The sequence below is a fragment of the Brevibacillus sp. HB1.3 genome, from assembly GCF_013186635.1.
Taxonomy (GTDB): Bacteria; Bacillota; Bacilli; order Brevibacillales; family Brevibacillaceae; genus Brevibacillus; species Brevibacillus brevis_D.
Map to the genome: position 1 here is coordinate 1 of NZ_JABMIT010000007.1, position 15356 is coordinate 15356.

At 47.9% G+C, this 15356-nt stretch carries 13 protein-coding genes; 4 read left to right on the top strand and 9 right to left on the bottom strand.

Annotated elements, in window-relative coordinates; all coding sequences use genetic code 11:
• Positions 1 to 237: 237 nt before the first annotated feature.
• From HPY31_RS17135 to HPY31_RS17160, 6 genes are all read right to left on the bottom strand, one after another.
• Entirely contained in the window at positions 238 to 1173 is a 936-nt protein-coding gene (locus HPY31_RS17135) for a ferrochelatase (RefSeq protein WP_172141695.1), read from the bottom strand.
• A 108-nt stretch (positions 1174 to 1281) separates the two neighbouring features.
• Entirely contained in the window at positions 1282 to 2685 is a 1404-nt protein-coding gene (locus tag HPY31_RS17140; RefSeq protein WP_172141696.1) for a M20 family metallopeptidase, read from the bottom strand.
• A 60-nt stretch (positions 2686 to 2745) separates the two neighbouring features.
• On the bottom strand, positions 2746 to 4005 hold the full coding sequence (locus HPY31_RS17145; RefSeq protein WP_172141697.1) for an amidohydrolase: 1260 nt from the start codon (positions 4003 to 4005) through the stop codon (positions 2746 to 2748).
• Between the two features lie 748 nt (positions 4006 to 4753).
• The gene (locus HPY31_RS17150) at positions 4754 to 6058 is read right to left on the bottom strand and encodes a hypothetical protein (protein ID WP_172141698.1); all 1305 of its coding nucleotides are present in this window, start codon (positions 6056 to 6058) and stop codon (positions 4754 to 4756) included.
• A gap of 137 nt (positions 6059 to 6195) precedes the next feature.
• Entirely contained in the window at positions 6196 to 6480 is a 285-nt protein-coding gene (locus HPY31_RS17155; protein WP_253901843.1) for an NAD(P)H-binding protein, read from the bottom strand.
• Between the two features lie 309 nt (positions 6481 to 6789).
• Positions 6790 to 7353, bottom strand: a complete 564-nt coding sequence (locus HPY31_RS17160) for a hypothetical protein (protein WP_172141699.1) — start codon at positions 7351 to 7353, stop codon at positions 6790 to 6792.
• 221 nt (positions 7354 to 7574) lie between these two features.
• On the opposite strand from HPY31_RS17160, the gene HPY31_RS17165 reads away from it, so the two are divergent.
• Both HPY31_RS17165 and HPY31_RS17170 read left to right on the top strand, forming a co-directional pair.
• Positions 7575 to 9206, top strand: coding sequence for a peptide ABC transporter substrate-binding protein (locus HPY31_RS17165; protein ID WP_172141700.1), 1632 nt, complete (start codon positions 7575 to 7577; stop codon positions 9204 to 9206).
• Between the two features lie 33 nt (positions 9207 to 9239).
• Entirely contained in the window at positions 9240 to 9419 is a 180-nt protein-coding gene (locus HPY31_RS17170) for a hypothetical protein (RefSeq protein ID WP_253901844.1), read from the top strand.
• 143 nt (positions 9420 to 9562) lie between these two features.
• Here HPY31_RS17170 and HPY31_RS17175 read toward each other — a convergent pair whose 3' ends face one another.
• From HPY31_RS17175 to HPY31_RS17185, 3 genes are all read right to left on the bottom strand, one after another.
• Entirely contained in the window at positions 9563 to 10948 is a 1386-nt protein-coding gene (locus HPY31_RS17175; RefSeq protein ID WP_172141701.1) for an L-cystine transporter, read from the bottom strand.
• Between the two features lie 717 nt (positions 10949 to 11665).
• Positions 11666 to 11914 (bottom strand): hypothetical protein, encoded by a 249-nt coding sequence (locus HPY31_RS17180; RefSeq protein WP_172141702.1) that lies wholly within the window; start codon positions 11912 to 11914, stop codon positions 11666 to 11668.
• 108 nt (positions 11915 to 12022) lie between these two features.
• The gene (locus tag HPY31_RS17185; protein ID WP_172141703.1) at positions 12023 to 12820 is read right to left on the bottom strand and encodes a carbon-nitrogen hydrolase family protein; all 798 of its coding nucleotides are present in this window, start codon (positions 12818 to 12820) and stop codon (positions 12023 to 12025) included.
• Between the two features lie 169 nt (positions 12821 to 12989).
• Here HPY31_RS17185 and HPY31_RS17190 point away from each other — a divergent pair, with 169 nt between their 5' ends.
• Entirely contained in the window at positions 12990 to 14453 is a 1464-nt protein-coding gene (locus HPY31_RS17190) for a sensor histidine kinase (protein ID WP_172141704.1), read from the top strand.
• Positions 14454 to 14468: 15 nt separating this feature from the next.
• Positions 14469 to 15164, top strand: coding sequence for a response regulator transcription factor (locus HPY31_RS17195; protein ID WP_012684550.1), 696 nt, complete (start codon positions 14469 to 14471; stop codon positions 15162 to 15164).
• The last annotated feature ends 192 nt before the right edge of the window (positions 15165 to 15356 follow it).

The window sequence follows — 15356 nt, forward strand, 5'->3', positions numbered from 1 at the left end:
TTACTAGCACTTCAAAAGTGCCGGACTCATAATATACCATGTATGATAACTTTGAGTCAACTGGTAATATTTGAAGTCTTTCGTTTTGTTTTTGTAATCCCGCCCGTTTTTGAAAGGCGGACTTTCAATATAACATGAGCGATCTACTTGGTCAAATGAAATATCTGGGAATCAACTATAAAGAACATCGTTAAAAGCTACATTTTCACGCTACAACAATAAAGAAGAGAAAGAATATCAACTCTTCCTCTCTTCGGACTGCTCCATTCTCTCATGAATCAGCTCCACAAGAGCGTCCATATAGTCAGCCGAATCATTCAGAAATTCAGTCGAGACAAACTCCAGCCCGCAAGCTTCTGCTTTCATCCTGCAATGGATTCTGCAATCGAAAATTGCCTCTACATTTTCGGTCAAAGACAGTAAGTCACAGACAACGACTGCCTTGCCGCCTGACTCGGCAACTTTTTCGATCATCGCAAGTACATCCGGTCCTAACCATTTCTGCGGGGCTGGTCCTGCGCTTCGGTAAGCGAGCATCCACTTCTTGCAATCAGCTCGCAGGGCGACCTCTTCAGCTAATTCCGCAAAAGCTTGGATGAACTCGTTGTTCACTTCTGGAACCCCGGGTTGACTGTGGGCCGTAAACAACACAGTCGTTTCGGAACGATTTTCCATGGAGAGCCATTGCAGTGCCGTTCGTAGACGAAGACTGATCGCTTCTGCAATTCCCGGATAGCGGTGCCAATGATTGATTTCCACAACTGGAATGTTTGCACCGCTTGCTTCGAGCGCTTTTCGGACACTTTGATAATAGGCAGCCGTTCCCGTTCTTGAATACAAAGGGGATGTCGGAAACGCGTACAACTTGGTAACACCGTCTGCGACCATTTGTTTAACCGTCTCGTGCACAAAAGGAGACGTATGCTTCGTAGCTTGATAGACTTTGATTCGCTCGCTGCCTCCAATTTGATTCAACCGTCGTTCTAAGACCATGGCTTGCCGAGCTGTTACAGAACCAAGCGGATCTGCAACGCCAATGGATTGAAAGCGTGCCTTGGCTGCCTTCAACGTATCCGGCGAAGGAATTTTGCCATGAAACAGATGGGTATAAAAGGGCAGTATATCATCGATTGATTGCAATGAGGCGTAAGACAACATGAGCAGGGCTTTCATCTGATTTTCGCAACTCCTTTTGGCTATTTTACACGAGGACTTTGCTCTTGAACAAAAAGACGACCCTGATCGTTCAGAAGTCGTCCGCTTGTTATTTCCGAGTGTCGCTTATTTTTTCGCAGAAGGCATGACACCCTCTGGGATCGGGCACACATATGTTTGACCGCCCAGACGCTGGTTCAGCTCAGCTTTTGCCTGTTCGATCAGCTCTGGTTTTTTCAGCATGTCAATCGCTGTAGAAGCCATGACTTTCCCCGCATGCAGCATCCCTTTATGTGCCATGGATGTAGCCCCTAGGGACACCCATTGCCAGGAATGCAGCGTGGAGCCATTCACATAGCACGCAGTTGTGCATTGTGCGGTCGGCGTAATCCAGCTCACATCCCCAACATCCGTGGAGCCGTTCAACGGGATTTTTGATCCATCGTATGGATTGAGCCATGTCACCATGTCTGGAGCTGGCATGTCCGATGACTGTTTTTCCGAAGTGGCTAGTTCCTGCTTGGACAGTGTCGCACGCATTTCTTTTGCCAATTGCAGTTCCGCTTCATCCGGCAAAGGGACGCCCAGCTTCTGGAAGTTTTTGTACATGACCTCTTCGAGCAGTTTGTTTTGCACGAGGTTTGAGCACGCTTTGTCGAATACGATCTCTACCTCTGTTTCGGTCATGAGCGCAGCGCCTTGCGCAATTTTGCATACGCGCTCGTAAATCTCCTGTACTTGATTAACCTTTGGCGCACGTATGAGGTACAGTACCTCCGCTTTTGGTTGAACCACATTTGGCGACAAGCCACCGGAGTTCGTGATGGCATAGTGCACACGTGCTTCCGGGATAATGTGCTCACGCAAGTAGTTCACACCGACGTTCATCAATTCCACCGCATCCAGTGCGCTTCGACCGAGATGTGGACTTGCTGCCGCATGGGCGCTCTTTCCTTTAAACTTGAAGTATATTTGGTAGTTCGCGAGTGAATCAATGGACATGATGCTGTTATACCCCATCGGGTGCCAGCAAAGTGCGAAGTCCACATCGTCAAACAACCCTGCTCGCGCCATGAACGCTTTCCCGGAGCCACCCTCTTCCCCTGGGCAGCCGTAATAACGAACAGTCCCCTTCATGTTGTTCTCTTCCATATACTCTTTCACGGCAATGGCTGCCGCAAGAGAAGCGGTACCGAGCAAGTTGTGTCCGCAGCCATGGCCGTTTGCACCTGCTACGAGAGGCTCTTCTTTAGTTTGGCCTTTTTTCTGACTCATGCCCGACAAAGCATCGAATTCTCCTAAAATCGCCACGACAGGATTGCCACTGCCAAAACTCCCGATGAAAGCTGTTTTGATCCCACCTACACCGCGCTCAACCTTGAAGCCCTCTCCCTCGAGTGTTTGAGCTAGCAATTCAGCAGATTGATACTCTTCAAAACGCGTCTCCGCGAAAGCCCAAATCTGGTCGCTCACCTTGATGAAGGCATCTCGTTTTTTCTCAATCATTTCTGCAATTCGCTTGGTATGCATTCGCAAACATCCTCTCTGGCCTCGTTGTTCACGTGGTTTTCCGCTCAGTTAGGAACGTTTTTACGTCAGCAATCGTCTGGCAATTCGGTTCAAAAGTGCTACGCTGCGTGGCAAAATCTCTTCTTGTATATCGAACTTCGGATGGTGGTGAGACGCCGGGATATCCGTACCGATAGCCATGTACGTTCCTTTTCCGCCACGATCCTGAACGCGTTTAATCATAAAGCTGGCATCCTCACTGCCCATCGAGTTGTACTCGCCGTGCTTAAAGGAATGGAAGCCTTCTACTTGCTTGGCTTCTTCCAGGGCCAGCTCCGCCATCTCCACATCGTAGTTGATCGGGATTGCTCCTCCGACGACCTCGATCTTGTAGTCGAGCTCATGCATAGCAGCACTGTGCGCAATGATGTTGCGTACACGGTTTTCTACTTCTTCATTTACTTCTTCGGTAATGGAGCGAGTCTCCACAACCATCTTGGCATAGGCCGGAATGATGTTCGCTGCTGTTCCGCCTTCTAGCACACCCACATTGATTCTCGTATCACCAGTGCTAAAGCGCGGAATCGCATGAATGTTCAACAGGGCGGTAGCCGCTCCGAGCAATGCATTTTTCCCTTGCTCTGGCGACGCACCAGCATGAGAAGAAACACCGTAGAAATGCGCCATCATTTTCGTGGTAGCCAAAAATCCATAGGAACCGCCGTGCACCTCACCTAGCGGCACATTGACGCCCAAATGATTGCAGAAAATATAGTCAACATCGTCCAAATGACCTTTTTCCACGATCGCATATGCCCCGCGAACACCTTCTTCGGCTGGTTGGAAGATCAGTTTGAGCGTACCGGAAAAATCTCCTGCTGCAAGCGCTTCTGCCAATCCCAAGCCAATCGTGGTATGACCGTCGTGAGCGCAGGCATGCATGTTGCCTTCATAATGGGATCGGAAGCCATTCGCTTGTGGAAAATGGTCTTGCTCCGTACTTTCTAAAACAGGCAGTGCGTCCATGTCAAAACGGAAAGCAACCGTTGGTCCAGGTGCCTTCCCTTTCTTCACACCGATCACTGCGGTATAGCCACCGCGCATTTTTTCAACGATTGCCGGGTTTGCACCGTCACGCAATGCTCTTTCATACGCTGCCTCGAGAACTGCCTCGGAAGGCAAGCCCCGCCGGGAATCTCCATCGATTGCTTCTTGTCCGTATATGACCTCATAGCCGAGGGACGTCAAAATCTCTACTACCTTGGAAGCGGTACGGAACTCCGTAAAACCCACCTCTGGATGTCTATGAAAATCTCTTCGCAACGAAACCAGATCCAACATCGTTCAATTCCTCCTGTTATCTCTGGAGCATGTTTTTTCCATGCCCAGGTCCGATAGGCAAGCTGTAGAAATATGAGAAGACTGGCAAATGAAAATCCTTACAATATACGAATATTAAAAGACATTTTCGCTTAGTTGAATTATATTGTTGGGTCGCTGTTTTTTCAATAGGAGTTGTTTGAGTTATTGAAAAATAGCGAACCTTCTAACCGGCTGGTGTGGTGGGGAGGAAACAGGAGAAAACGCTCAGATTCTAGGGCCACCCGCTGGGGGACCCTCTGCCCGCCTCCATGCAAAAAGCGAAACCGCGTCCAAAGTAGTTCATTCAGGGTGTGTCTCAGAGGTGGACGCTTAAGAGCGTGTTTCGCTTTTTGCATTGCGTCTCGGTCGGTGTCCCTAAGATCTTCGCTTATTTCTCCTGTTTCCTCTACGAGCTTTCCGTTCGTAAACGAGTTTTTAAAGATCTAAAAGAATGAAGAATGTCGTCAGTTGCGATAGAGAAGAATATTTCCAGACGTAGCGACTTGTGAAGTCCTACCGAGCGGAGAAGGGATTCGCGGGCAAAAGAAACGCAACCGTGCCCATACGACGTAGCGGCTACCACTTTTGCGTTTCCCCGCGAATCCCTTCGGAGCGGGCAGTCCTAACCCTCAGCGGGACGGAGCACTGAGCCTAGACTGGAAATATTCTTCTCCCCACCGCAGCCACATAAAATGAAAAAACACCCGAAATCTCTCGTCGGGTGCCTTCATTTCTTTAACTGATAAAGCTTCTTCGGTCGTCCACGCACAGCCTGCTGCTCTTCTCCGCTGAACTCGGCCAAATCCACCTCGCACAAGCTTCCCATGATGCGCTGGGCATTTCGTACCGTCATCGACAAATGCGAAGCGATATCCGTCGTTGAAAACAACTTCCAGCCCATACGTTGAACCAACGCACGTAGTTTGTGATACGATTTGACACTTACATTGGCCCGGTTCAGCTTTTCCAACAGCTCGCGATCACTGGAGCGGAACGAATAGGCGAGCTCCTCTGTTTCTCCCACCGATTCCATCATGACGCCCTTATCCTGTACGACGACAATGCCCGCCCCCGGTCGTTCTTTTGCGTGCTGGATTGCTTTTCGGGCATTGTTTTCCGCTGAAAAAGCAGTGTCCCCAAAGCCTACACCTACTGCAACCGGAACCTCTGCCTCCAAAGAAAGCTGTTCCACTGTATGTCGCAGCATTTCAATCTCTCGTTGAATCGCACCACGCGAACTGAAAATCTGGTATCGTCCGTTGCCATTTGCCAGCAGAGAGCCGTCCAGCCGATCGCAGAGCGCAAGCAGAATTTGTCTGATCTTCAGCTCGAGATGCTGCAAGTAAAAGCGCGTGCTGGTTCGCTCGGGAATCTTGTCAAACTGCTCCAGTTCAATGATCTCAACTCCAATTTGTGTATCCTTAAAATAGGAGCTTTTCACCTTTTCGATGACGATTTTCATCGCCTGACGTATCTCCATTTTCGTCATGAGAACACGATAGACAGGAATACCTTCCTCACGCAGTGCATGTTCAACCACAGAAAACGTGGTGAACGCTCCTTGTGTCTTGCCTTCACGCCACAGCGATACATGAAACTGCGTGATCGCATCGAGGTCAAAATGCTCGTCGTACGTAGTAACGTAAATCTCCTCGTCGGGTATGTCCAGCTCCGACATCGACTCTCGCAAATGCATCCCTTCCGACTCGATCATGTCAATGGAGACACGGTTCACGGCTGCGTTTTGGTCAATGGACATCTGAATGAAGCAGCGATACAAATTAGAACCGTTCGGCGGGCAATACACGATATTGGCATCTGGGGTTAGCACCTTTTTTGCGATGGTAAACGGAACCGGCCCTGAGAAAAACCATCCGTTTAAATCTGGATGATGTTCCTGGACGATATTGCTCACTTCACGTACGTCTTCGTAACGAAAGGGGACAAATTCGATTTCATGCTCAAATTCATTGGCGACCGCAAGTATCCGCTCCACCGAAGGAAATGGTCCTACAACACCGATTCTATACATAAGGGCGTTATCTCCTACCTCGTCATGATCGACACCTTTTCCTCATTCATATCATGTGCCGTTTTCTTTGTCTACTAGATGCCAAGCACGCTGCACTACACTTGCTCCATGGTTTGCCTGTCTGTACCGTCAACCCTTCAGCCAGCTCGCTGAATACCAAATGCCGCAGAAACGTATACGGTATCGTCCGTGTGCGGGCTGGAAATAAACAAAAGCTTCGTGCCGCCCGCAAAAGAGCGTTCCAGAGACAGAGGGTCATTATAATCCGCCTGTCTTACCTCGATTCCCAACTCTCTTAACCGTGTCGCTTTGTCCAGTCCGCGCACACAGGCAATGAGGCGTTCTCTTTCCACCCTTTTTAAAAGCTGTTCGATAATCGGGCTCCCTAGTTTGCCCGTTGCTCCTGTGATGAGAATGAACATGCTTTTGCCCCCTTTTCCCTTGCAGCTCAAAGTCATCTCACACTTTGCCTTATTTTCTGCAATTACCTGGCGATTCCAGGGAAGGTGTATGAAAAGAAGCCGCGATCTCTACCAATAATCGAATTCTTGCACCGTTCATTCCTTTGGCATGCCAATATTTTTCTGAAAGCCCCACCAACTGCGGTGGTGTCTACCAAGGAAAAGAATGCCTTTGTCCGTGCTTAATTATCCCGGAATGTAGAATGAAAAAAAACTGATGGTTATATACACCTTATCCATCAGCTCTTTCTCTCATGTTTTATACGACTACTAGCGATTCAAGTTTTTAATGTACATGCCAGCAGCCACTTGTCCCTCGTAAACCCATCCTGGCGGAACAGGGGAATATTTGCTTACTAATAATACGGTTCCATAAGGAGCTCCAACGACATTCATAATCGTTTTGCTATCATAATTTTCTCGTGATACAACCCATCCAGTTGGAATGGGGGAGAACTTGGTCACATTGAACTCCGTACGATAAGATGCTCCTATTACATATTTGATCACTCGACCAGCTACTTCATCTCTTAGAACTACCCATCCTGCTGGAACGGGAGAATATTTACTTACTCGTAATTCCGCACCATAGGGAGCTCCTGCTGTATTTTTAATGAGCTTGGAACCGAGATCTTCACGAATGACGACCCAACCTGCCGGGACAGCAGCAGATTTTCGAATCCATTCCTCATCTGAGCTCCATCTAGCAGAAACGGGTGAATGTTCTTTCTGCCCATCAACACTAGATGATGGGTTTGCGGCTTGAATCGGAGACGTTAGCACTGCGGAAAATACGGCTACACTCAATGCTGAAAAAACCATTTTTTTGAACATAGTGATTCCCACCTCTCCTATCTTAAATTATACCAAAATATACCATATTTTTAAAAACGAGTAAATTTTTAAGAAAAGTCTATTAATTCCTTCTTGTTATTCCTATCTATCGATGACATAAATAAATATTTTTTATCGAGAAACTAAAAAAATTCCTTTGCTATCGAAAACACTAGCAAATATTCTGAATATACGTTTTCTAACATAATAAGGGGGTATTTATGAAAAAGGGACTGGCAATTGCAACCTGTCTTACCTTGCTTTTCGGGGTACTAGCGGGGTGCTCGAACTCTTCCGCACCTGCTGAACCCACTGGCTCCACTACACCTGCAGAAGCGACAAAAACAGAGCCTATGGTGTTAAAATGGAGCATTAACAGCGAGCCTCCTTCGATGGACCCTGGAATCGCCGTCGACGCGGATTCGTTTGACATGATTTATGCTGCCTTTGAGGGCTTGACGAGCTATGATCTGAATGGACAACTCGTTAATGCAACGGCTGAGAGCTTTACCAACTCGCCGGATTACATGAACTACACCTTCAAAATTCGCAAGGACGCCAAATGGAGCAACGGAGACCCCGTCACCGCCCATGACTTCGTCTATGCAATTAAACGCAATCTCGATCCGAAAACGGCGTCTGAGTACGCCTATCAGCTTTATTACATTAAAGGAGGAGAGGAGTACAATACGGGAAAAGGCAAAGCTGAGGATGTAGGCGTCAAGGCTGTAGACGACTATACCGTCGAATTCAACTTGAAGTCACCCACTCCGTTTTTCCGTGAGCTAACCTTCTTCCCGACCCTCTTCCCGTTGCATCAAAAAACGCTGGAAGGAAACCCGAAATGGGCGAATGAAGCAAAAACCATCGTGGGAAATGGTCCATTCATCATGGACAAGTGGGAGCATAAAAGCAGAATCGTCTTTACGAAAAACCCGAACTACTGGGACAAAGACAACGTCAAGCTCGACCGAATCGAAATTTCTATGATCGAGGACAACAATACAGCGTTCTCCATGTTTGAAAATGGCGACATCGACTGGGGCGGCTATCCTGCCTCAACACTTCCGACCGACGCAATCCCTACACTCAAAGATGCAGGCAAGCTGATGGTCGCGGATAATCCGGGCACACAATCCGTTGTTTTTAATACAAACAAACCACCGTTCAACAATAAAAAAATTCGCCAAGCGTTCGCTTATGCCATCAACCGTCAGGAAATCATCGACAATATTTTGCAGACGGGTGTACCAGCCGCCTATGGTTGGGTACCGACTTCCATGGGATTAAAACCAGACGGCTACTTTAAAGAAGACCAGGCGAAAGCCAAAGCATTGCTGGAAGAAGGTATGAAGGAGCTCGGACTCACGACCTTCCCGACCGTTACCTACACGTTTGACACGAATGATACCAACAAAAAGCTGGCAGAAGCCCTGCAAGATCAGTGGAAAAAAGCACTCGGTGTTGACGTGAAGCTGTACACAGCGGAGCTGAAGGTGTACCGCGACATGAGATCGCAAGCGAACTTTGACATGATCCGTTTCCAATGGGGCGCAGACTTCAACGACCCAATCAACTTTCTGGAGATGTTCCGCGATAAAACGGGCGGAAACAACCACCCTGATTGGGAAAATGCCAAGTTTAAAGAGCTGATCGACAAGAGCTACAATGAGCCTGATTTGGACGCGCGGAAAAAAATCCTGCTAGAAGCGGAAACGATTCTTATGGAGGAAATGCCTTTGGCTCCAATCAACTTCCGTGGAAGCCCTTATGTGAAAAACGACAAGGTGAAGGATTTCATCATCTTCCCGCTGGGCGGCGCTTACTTTAAATATACCTCGGTTAATCCGTAGGGAATGAAAACATCTTTGGTTTGTGCGAACATAGTGGAGGGGAAGAGAAAAACGGGCTTCCTCCGTTCGTGGCACGCCAACAAGGAAGCGGGGATGGCCGTCTCCACTCCAAAAAGCGGTACGTCGACCAAAAGCCACCCGATGGGCGGAAGCTTCTCAGGGGAGAGGTTGGTCGACATGCGTGTACCGCTTTTTTCCGTTTCGACTGGGTAGGCGCGCCAAGGCCTCCGGTCGCTCCGTTTTTCTCTTCCTCTCCGTAGCTTGTTGTATTTACGACGGCATTCATTAAAAACACATAACACAAATAAAACAGGCTGTACCTGTCTAAATAGACGGTACAGCCTGTTTTATTACATTTACACAGTCAGCGTTTTTTGGTCGTTTCCGTGGTAAGCATTGGTATCCAGCTCTTTTGTCACTCTGCTCGTCAAAAGTCCGGAGGTCATGCTTCCACTTACGTTTAGCGCTGTGCGGCCCATGTCAATCAGCGGCTCAACGGAGATGAGCAGACCGACAATGGCGATTGGCAAATTCATCGTGGACAAGACGAGCAGTGCTGCAAAGGTCGCCCCGCCCCCTACGCCTGCAACCCCGAAGGAGCTGAGTGCCACAACGGCGATCAGTGTCAGGATGAACGATGGTGTCAACGGATCAATTCCTGCGACAGGTGCTACCATGACAGCCAGCATGGCTGGGTATGTACCTGCGCAGCCGTTTTGTCCGATGGAGAGTCCAAAGGAGCCTGCGAAGTTGGCAATTCCTTCAGGAACTCCCATGCTTTGTTGCGTTTTTACATTCAGCGGTAACGCGCCCGCGCTTGTACGTGAAGTGAAGGCGAACGTCAGGACAGGGAATGCTTTTTTCACATAGGTGATTGGATTCAATCCTGCAAACGTCAACAGCAACAAATGAACGATAAACATGATGATCAGCGCCACATACGATGCGACAACGAACTTGCCCAGCTGCCAGATGGCATTGTAATCGCTGGTTGCTGCGACTCTGATCATGATTGCCAGTACACCATATGGCGTCAGGCGCAAAATCAATGTCACGATACGCATAGTGATGGTATGGAATGCGTCCACGATTTTCGCAAACAATTCAGCTTGCTCCGGATTTTTGCGTTTTACCCCTAAATACGCAACACCGATAATCGCAGAGAAAATCACGACAGCAATCGTGGAAGTCGCCCGATCTCCAGTCAGATCGAGGAACGGATTCGCAGGAAGCAGTTCCAGGATTTTCGCTGGCATGCTCAAGTTCTCGATATCACCCAAGCGCTGCTCTACCTGTTCGATCCGAGCGGATTCCGCATCCCCCTGCTGGAATTGTGCGCCATCGAGATTAAATGCCAAGGTAGTCGAAATCCCGATTGCTGCCGCGACAGCAGTCGTCCCTACCAAAAGTCCGATAATCAGCGTACTGATTTTTCCAATGTTATTGGTTAGTTTCATTTTGGTGAAAGCCGATAAAATAGATATGAATACCAGTGGCATTACGATCATTTGAAGCAGCTTCACATAGCCTTTACCTACAATGTTGTACCATTCGATGGTGGATTTGAGTACGTCCGATTTGGCTCCGTATATGTATTGCAAAATAAGTCCAAATAAAATCCCGAGTCCGAGACCGACAAATACCCGCTTGGAAAAAGAAATATGTTTCTTTTGCATGGCGTACAATCCAGCAATGAATAAGAGCAACAAAACAATATTTGCGATGATCAATAACGTCGACATATATTCCCCTCCCTTTCGTTCTATGTACCTCTCATTATTGTATTCGGTATAGATATAGTTATATTACCAACAATCCCTACTGGTCAAGTATGAATTGTTTTTGTATTATTCCAAACTGTCTTGCAGAGGTAGATAAGGTCAAGCTGTAGTGGTGGGGAGGAAACAGGAGAAAACGCTCAGATTCTAGGGCCACCCCCTGGGGGATTGACTGCACGACTCCATGCAAAAAGCGAAACCGCGTCCAAAGTAGTCCATTCAAGATGTGTTTCAGAGGTGGACGCTTAAGAGCGTGTTTCGCTTTTTACATTCCGTCTCGGTCGGTGTCCCTAAGATCTTCGCTTATTTCTCCTGTTTCCTCTACTAGCTTTCAGTCTTCACCGTGCTTTAAAATCCTTAGAAGATTGAAGAATATGATCAGTTACGACAGAGAAGAATATTTCCAGACGTAGCGAATTGTGAAGTCCTACCGAGCGGAGAAGGGATTCGCGGGAAATAGAAACGCAACCGTGCCCATACGACGTAGCGGCTACCACTTTTGCGTTTCCCCGCGAATCCCTTCGGAGCGGGCAGTCCTGTCCCCCAGCGGGACGAAGCACTGAAGCCTAGACTGGAAATATTCTTCTCCCCACCGCAGCCACATATAAAATGACCAATGAAAAAAACAGGAACCGCCCATTTGGACGATCCCTGGTTCGTTATAATACGAAATCGTTTCGCTTATTTTAATTGCTTCACCACCAAACACCACAACCAAGTGATGACGACCGCACCAATGGCTCCGGCAATGACGTTGAAGCCTGCCCACATCCACAGCCAATCACCCAGTACCAAATCGCCCAGCCAGCTACCCAAAAGAGCAGCAATGAGCGAAGCCCACCAGCCTGAACCTGCCGCTTTTCCTTTACAGATCAAGCTCATTGCCCACCAAACGACCACACCGACGACAGCCCATACGAACCAGAACATTCGTACACACTCCCTCTCTCATGATGGTGACGCTTACATTAGGGCCAAAATAATGACTAGTTATCTGTTACCATCATATTGAACAAAAGAGAAAGTGTGCATAGGCATTTAATTGGTATACAGTTCTGCTCGGCGGTTAGCTACACTTGGCAATTTGCCACGGACTCGTTCAATCCGACTTACATCCAGTTCTGTGATTAATAACGTTTCTTCTTCCCCTGCACTTGCTATCACGACACCCATCGGATCGACGAACATGCTGCGTCCGGCAAAAATATTTCCGACCTGATCAGCTGCGCACACGAACATTGTGTTTTCAATGGCACGGGCACGAACCAGTGTCTCCCAGTGATCCTCTTTCATCGCTCCGGCTACCCAGCCTGCTGGCACAAACAAAATATCGGCACCCTGTAGCGCAAACTGTCTCGCAATTTCCGGGAAGCGCACCTCGTAGCATACCATCAGCCCGATTTTGCCAAATTCCGTTTCCACCACTTGATACGGATTATCCCCAGGCGCGATGAAGTCCGATTCTGTGTAGGAAAAGGCATCGTACAAATGTGTCTTGCGATACGCATGCAGCAGCTGACCTTCACGCCCTAGAAAAACGGTCGTATTGTAGGCACGATTTTCATCACCCTCAATGGATTCGAACACACCGCAAACCACATAGACCCCATGCTCCGAAGCGAGCTCTGCCAAGCCGGAAACAAATGGACCATCCAGCTTTTCCGCTACCTCTGCCGGGGTTACTCCCGACTTTGGCGTGGCAGGTGCGCTGTACATTTCAGGCAAGATGACAAAATCTACCCCTGCTGCCTTTGCTTTTGCAATGTAATCGGCTGCTTTTTGCAAATTTTGCGTCTTATCCATCGTCGCTGTCAGCTGTGCAATGGCTACTTTCATAAATATCCCCGTCCTTCCTCTTCATACAAAGCTCTCGTTTTCTTACTTGCTAGTATAACTGATTTTGACCGAGTTCCAAGTAAATATGCTTTACCAGCTGGACGTCTTGTATATAATGGACTTGTCATCTTGCGTACAAATTTTCACCCGATTGAAAGTAGGTGAGTCCATGTCCATCCGTATCAAGCTACTGCTCTCTTACACAGGGATGCTAGTCATCAGCTTGCTGACGTTTTTTGTAGCCGCCAGCCTATTTACGATTGCGGCGACTGGTGATTTCAACAGCTTTCGCGATTTTTATAAAGTGCATTATCAGCTCAATCCGCTAACAGAACAAGAAGAGAATATTTTCCTTGAATTGAAATATCTCGCCAAGAATGAGCCGGATCAACTGCAAAACCAAGAGCTGCTTGCCGATTACGATTTTAAGCTCAAAACGGTACGAGCCGGCCTGTATGTCCGCAGAGAGAGCAATCAAGTCTTTACCTCCCCAACCATCAATCAGCCCGAGCTGGAAAACAGCTTGCCGCCCTATGACTTGAACAACAACCAGATTCGCAACACGTTCAACATCGGCGAAAGATTTTATGCGTATGCCAAGTTTGACTTCAAGTTTTCGGATGGCCCAAAAGGCAGTGTTTTTGTAATCCGCGAACGCAGTCCATTTGGTGAGGTGATCCGCAAGCTGCTGCCGATGCTTGTGTTCCTCCTCCTCGGCGTCCTTGTCATCGCAAATGTCTTGCTGTACCGCTGGATTACTCGTAGCGTCGTCAAGCCGCTTGATTTACTGCGTCATTCAGCTGAGAACATCAAGGAAGGCAATCTGGACTTTGAGCTTCATCTGTACACGAAGGACGAGATTGGACAACTGAACGAAGCGTTCGAAAACATGCGCAAACGATTGCAGGAATCAGTGCGATTGCGCCTTGCGGACGAAGAAAGCCGCAAAGAGTTGATTTCCAACATCTCGCATGATTTACGTACACCGATTACCAATATCAAGGGCTACATCGAGGGGATCCGCGATGGCGTAGCTGATACCCCGGAGAAAATGGACAAGTACGTCAACATTATTTACTCCAAGGCAGTAGACCTCGACTTGCTCGTGGATGAGCTGTTTCTTTACTCCAAGCTCGATCTAAAGCAAGTGCCTTTTACGTTTGAACATGTAGATATCGTCCAGTTTTTGGATGATTGCATCGACGAGCTGCACTACGATCTGGAAAAGAAGGGTATTACGATTCAGTGGAATCAACGCACAGCAGAAGGCACCCTGGTCATCGCCGATCTGGAAAAAATCAAGCGCACCGTCTTAAACATCATTGGCAACTCGCAAAAATACATGGATAAACCTGAAAAAATCATTTGTGTCTCCGTTCAAGCGGATGCTCATTGGGCTACCATTGAAATAAATGACAACGGCATCGGCATCCCGCAAGAAGCCATTCCTCACCTGTTCGAACGCTTTTATCGGGTGGAGCAATCCCGTAATTCTTCTACGGGCGGTAGCGGTCTGGGACTCTCCATCGCACGCCAGATCGTCGAGGGTCACGACGGGAAAATTTGGGTGGAGAGCAAGCAAGGTGTAGGTACGAGCGTGTTCTTTACACTAAAACGTACCCACAAACAATAGGAGGTGCACATTCCCATGTCTTCACGTATCCTCATCATTGAAGATGAGACGACTATCGCTCAACTGGAGCGGGATTATTTTGAACTGAACGGCTTTCAGGTCGATTTATGCCACTCTGGCAGCGAAGGCTTGCCGCTTGCCATCAATGGTGACTACAGTTTGATCATCGTTGATTTGCAGCTTCCGGGTATGGATGGCTTCGAATTGTGCAGCCAGATCAGACAAGTCAAGGAAGTGCCGATCCTGATCGTCTCCGCAAAGAAAGAAGAGATCGATAAAATCCGCGCTTTTAATCTCGGTGCCGATGACTATATTACAAAGCCGTTTAGCCCCAGCGAATTGGTTGCCAGAGCCAAAGCCCATCTGACAAGATACGAGCGTTTGACAGCCCGACAAGCTGAGCCATCCAACGCAGAGATTCACATTCGCGGTCTCGTCATCGACAAAGTCTCCCGAAGAGTCTACGTACGCAATCAGGAAGTTATTTTCACGACAAGAGAATTCAATCTGCTTGAATTTCTAGCGACTCACCCAAATCGGGTTTTTAACAAAAACGAGCTGTTCGAACGAATCTGGGGCATGGATTCCAGTGGAGATATCGCGACCGTTACGGTACATATTCGCAAGCTGCGGGAAAAGATCGAAGTCGATCCTTCCAATCCGCAGTACATCGAGACGGTCTGGGGTGCCGGTTACCGATTTACTGTCTAAAGGTGAATACCATGATCATCACAAAAACCTTCAGCGAAAACAAAGACGGATTTTCCGCTCTACGTCAAAGCTGGAGGTTTTTTACTTGTTAGGCACAATTGTATGTTTTTACATTTTTTACATAGGAAACTATTACCAATCGGTTGTGTGTGATATCATTAAAAAAATAAAAAACGATAAATTTTTTTAGGG

Bases quoted from the DNA above. Each gene is read 5' to 3' on its own strand.
- HPY31_RS17165 (WP_172141700.1), top strand. From the start codon at position 7,575: ATGAAAAAGGGACTGGCAATTGCAACCTGTCTTACCTTGCTTTTCGGG.
- HPY31_RS17190 (WP_172141704.1), top strand. From the start codon at position 12,990: ATGTCCATCCGTATCAAGCTACTGCTCTCTTACACAGGGATGCTAGTC.
- HPY31_RS17175 (WP_172141701.1), bottom strand. From the start codon at position 10,948: ATGTCGACGTTATTGATCATCGCAAATATTGTTTTGTTGCTCTTATTC.
- HPY31_RS17180 (WP_172141702.1), bottom strand. From the start codon at position 11,914: ATGTTCTGGTTCGTATGGGCTGTCGTCGGTGTGGTCGTTTGGTGGGCA.
- HPY31_RS17155 (WP_253901843.1), bottom strand. From the start codon at position 6,480: ATGTTCATTCTCATCACAGGAGCAACGGGCAAACTAGGGAGCCCGATT.
- HPY31_RS17185 (WP_172141703.1), bottom strand. From the start codon at position 12,820: ATGAAAGTAGCCATTGCACAGCTGACAGCGACGATGGATAAGACGCAA.
- HPY31_RS17150 (WP_172141698.1), bottom strand. From the start codon at position 6,058: ATGTATAGAATCGGTGTTGTAGGACCATTTCCTTCGGTGGAGCGGATA.
- HPY31_RS17145 (WP_172141697.1), bottom strand. From the start codon at position 4,005: ATGTTGGATCTGGTTTCGTTGCGAAGAGATTTTCATAGACATCCAGAG.
- HPY31_RS17140 (WP_172141696.1), bottom strand. From the start codon at position 2,685: ATGCATACCAAGCGAATTGCAGAAATGATTGAGAAAAAACGAGATGCC.
- HPY31_RS17160 (WP_172141699.1), bottom strand. From the start codon at position 7,353: ATGTTCAAAAAAATGGTTTTTTCAGCATTGAGTGTAGCCGTATTTTCC.
- HPY31_RS17195 (WP_012684550.1), top strand. From the start codon at position 14,469: ATGTCTTCACGTATCCTCATCATTGAAGATGAGACGACTATCGCTCAA.
- HPY31_RS17135 (WP_172141695.1), bottom strand. From the start codon at position 1,173: ATGAAAGCCCTGCTCATGTTGTCTTACGCCTCATTGCAATCAATCGAT.